This window comes from Acidovorax sp. SUPP950, from assembly GCF_030158935.1.
Taxonomy (GTDB): Bacteria; Pseudomonadota; Gammaproteobacteria; order Burkholderiales; family Burkholderiaceae_C; genus Paracidovorax.
Genome location: NZ_BQXE01000013.1, coordinates 2,501 through 5,764 on the forward strand (window position 1 = coordinate 2,501; position 3,264 = coordinate 5,764).

Here is a 3,264-nt window from a genome sequence, read left to right on the forward strand (position 1 = left end):
AGAAACATTCACATTACGGCATAACGCGCGAGGTGAAAGACCTCGCAAGTACTTGAAAGAAAATGGAGATGTTTTGAAAGAGACGTCAAAGTTATAGGGTCAAGTGACTAAGAGCATGTGGTGGATGCCTTGGCGATTACAGGCGACGAAAGACGTGATAGCCTGCGATAAGCTTCGGGGAGCTGGCAAATAAGCTTTGATCCGGAGATTTCTGAATGGGGAAACCCACCTCGCAAGAGGTATCGCATACTGAATACATAGGTATGCGAGGCGAACCGGGTGAACTGAAACATCTCAGTAGCTCGAGGAAAAGACATCAACCGAGATTCCGAAAGTAGTGGCGAGCGAAATCGGAAGAGCCTTCTAGTGATAGCACGACTGTTAGCAAAATGGGATGGAAAGCCCAGCCATAGCAGGTGATAGCCCTGTATGCGAAAACAGACGTGTGGTACTAAGCTAGAGAAAAGTAGGGCGGGGCACGAGAAACCTTGTCTGAATATGGGGGGACCATCCTCCAAGGCTAAATACTCGTAATCGACCGATAGTGAACCAGTACCGTGAGGGAAAGGCGAAAAGAACCCCGGGAGGGGAGTGAAATAGATCCTGAAACCGCATGCTTACAAAAAGTAGGAGCCCGTAAGGGTGACTGCGTACCTTTTGTATAATGGGTCAGCGACTTACATTCAGTGGCAAGGTTAACCGAATAGGGAAGCCGTAGAGAAATCGAGTCCGAATAGGGCGTTCAGTCGCTGGGTGTAGACCCGAAACCAAGTGATCTATCCATGGCCAGGATGAAGGTGCCGTAACAGGTACTGGAGGTCCGAACCGACTAGTGTTGCAAAACTAGCGGATGAGCTGTGGATAGGGGTGAAAGGCTAAACAAACTTGGAAATAGCTGGTTCTCTCCGAAAACTATTTAGGTAGTGCCTCAAGTATTACCGTCGGGGGTAGAGCACTGTTTTGGCTAGGGGGTCATGGCGACTTACCAAACCAAGGCAAACTCCGAATACCGACGAGTACAGCTTGGGAGACAGAGCACCGGGTGCTAACGTCCGGACTCAAGAGGGAAACAACCCAGACCGCCAGCTAAGGTCCCTAAAATTGGCTAAGTGGGAAACGAAGTGGGAAGGCTAAAACAGTCAGGATGTTGGCTTAGAAGCAGCCATCATTTAAAGAAAGCGTAATAGCTCACTGATCGAGTCGTCCTGCGCGGAAGATGTAACGGGGCTAAGCCAGTTACCGAAGCTGCGGATTCACAGTTTACTGTGAGTGGTAGGAGAGCGTTCTGTAAGCCTGTGAAGGTGTCTGGTAACGGATGCTGGAGGTATCAGAAGTGCGAATGCTGACATGAGTAGCGTTAAAGGGGGTGAAAAGCCCCCTCGCCGTAAGCGCAAGGTTTTCTACGCAACGTTCATCGGCGTAGAGTGAGTCGGCCCCTAAGGCGAGGCAGAGATGCGTAGCTGATGGGAAACAGGTCAATATTCCTGTACCGATGTGTAGTGCGATGTGGGGACGGAGAAGGTTAGCTCAGCCAACTGTTGGATATGTTGGTTCAAGCCTGTAGTCGTGCCTGGTAGGCAAATCCGCCAGGCTTAGATGAGGGGTGATAACGAGTCTGCTTGCAGACGAAGTGAGTGATACCCTGCTTCCAGGAAAAGCCACTAAGCTTCAGCTACACACGACCGTACCGCAAACCGACACTGGTGCGCGAGATGAGTATTCTAAGGCGCTTGAGAGAACTCAGGAGAAGGAACTCGGCAAATTGATACCGTAACTTCGGGAGAAGGTATGCCCCAAGTAGGTGAACCTGTACAAGGCGAGCCCAAAGGGGTTGCAAAAAATCGGTGGCTGCGACTGTTTAATAAAAACACAGCACTCTGCAAACACGAAAGTGGACGTATAGGGTGTGACGCCTGCCCGGTGCTGGAAGATTAAATGATGGGGTGCAAGCTCTTGATTGAAGTCCCAGTAAACGGCGGCCGTAACTATAACGGTCCTAAGGTAGCGAAATTCCTTGTCGGGTAAGTTCCGACCTGCACGAATGGCGTAACGATGGCCACACTGTCTCCTCCTGAGACTCAGCGAAGTTGAAATGTTTGTGATGATGCAATCTCCCCGCGGAAAGACGGAAAGACCCCATGAACCTTTACTGTAGCTTTGTATTGGACTTTGAACAGATCTGTGTAGGATAGGTGGGAGGCTTTGAAGTGAGGACGCTAGTTCTCATGGAGCCAACGTTGAAATACCACCCTGGTGTGTTTGAGGTTCTAACCTAGGTCCCTTATCGGGATCGGGGACAGTGCATGGTAGGCAGTTTGACTGGGGCGGTCTCCTCCCAAAGCGTAACGGAGGAGTTCGAAGGTACGCTAGGTACGGTCGGACATCGTGCTAATAGTGCAATGGCATAAGCGTGCTTAACTGCGAGACTGACAAGTCGAGCAGATGCGAAAGCAGGACATAGTGATCCGGTGGTTCTGTATGGAAGGGCCATCGCTCAACGGATAAAAGGTACTCTGGGGATAACAGGCTGATACCGCCCAAGAGTTCATATCGACGGCGGTGTTTGGCACCTCGATGTCGGCTCATCTCATCCTGGGGCTGTAGCCGGTCCCAAGGGTATGGCTGTTCGCCATTTAAAGAGGTACGTGAGCTGGGTTTAAAACGTCGTGAGACAGTTTGGTCCCTATCTTCCGTGGGCGCTGCAGATTTGAGGAAGCCTGCTCCTAGTACGAGAGGACCGGAGTGGACACACCTCTGGTGTATCGGTTGTCACGCCAGTGGCATTGCCGAGTAGCTAAGTGTGGAAGAGATAACCGCTGAAAGCATCTAAGCGGGAAACTCGTTTCAAGATGAGATCTGCCGGGGCCTTGAGCCCCCTAAAGAGTCGTTCAAGACCAGGACGTTGATAGGTCAGGTGTGGAAGCGCAGTAATGCGTTAAGCTAACTGATACTAATTGCTCGTGCGGCTTGACCCTATAACTTTGATCATCATTTGATCAAGTTGTTATGCCAAGTGACGCAGTCAAAATACAAGCTGATTCCAAACTCTATGAATTCGCCACCTTGATCACATCAAGGTAGCTCCAAGTTATGCCTGATGACCATAGCAAGTTGGTACCACTCCTTCCCATCCCGAACAGGACAGTGAAACGACTTTGCGCCGATGATAGTGCGGGTTCCCGTGTGAAAGTAGGTCATCGTCAGGCTCTTACAGCCCAAACCGCCCCGACATCCAACGATGTCGGGGCGTTTTGCTTTGGGGAA

The 3,264-nt window shown here is 50.7% G+C and carries 2 rRNA genes; both read left to right on the forward strand.

Going from position 1 to position 3,264, the window contains the following annotated elements:
* Window positions 1-97: 97 nt before the first annotated feature.
* A 23S ribosomal RNA gene (locus AVME950_RS24125) occupies window positions 98-2,975 on the forward strand.
* A gap of 118 nt (window positions 2,976-3,093) precedes the next feature.
* Window positions 3,094-3,206, forward strand: a 5S ribosomal RNA gene (rrf, locus tag AVME950_RS24130).
* Window positions 3,207-3,264 lie beyond the last annotated feature (58 nt).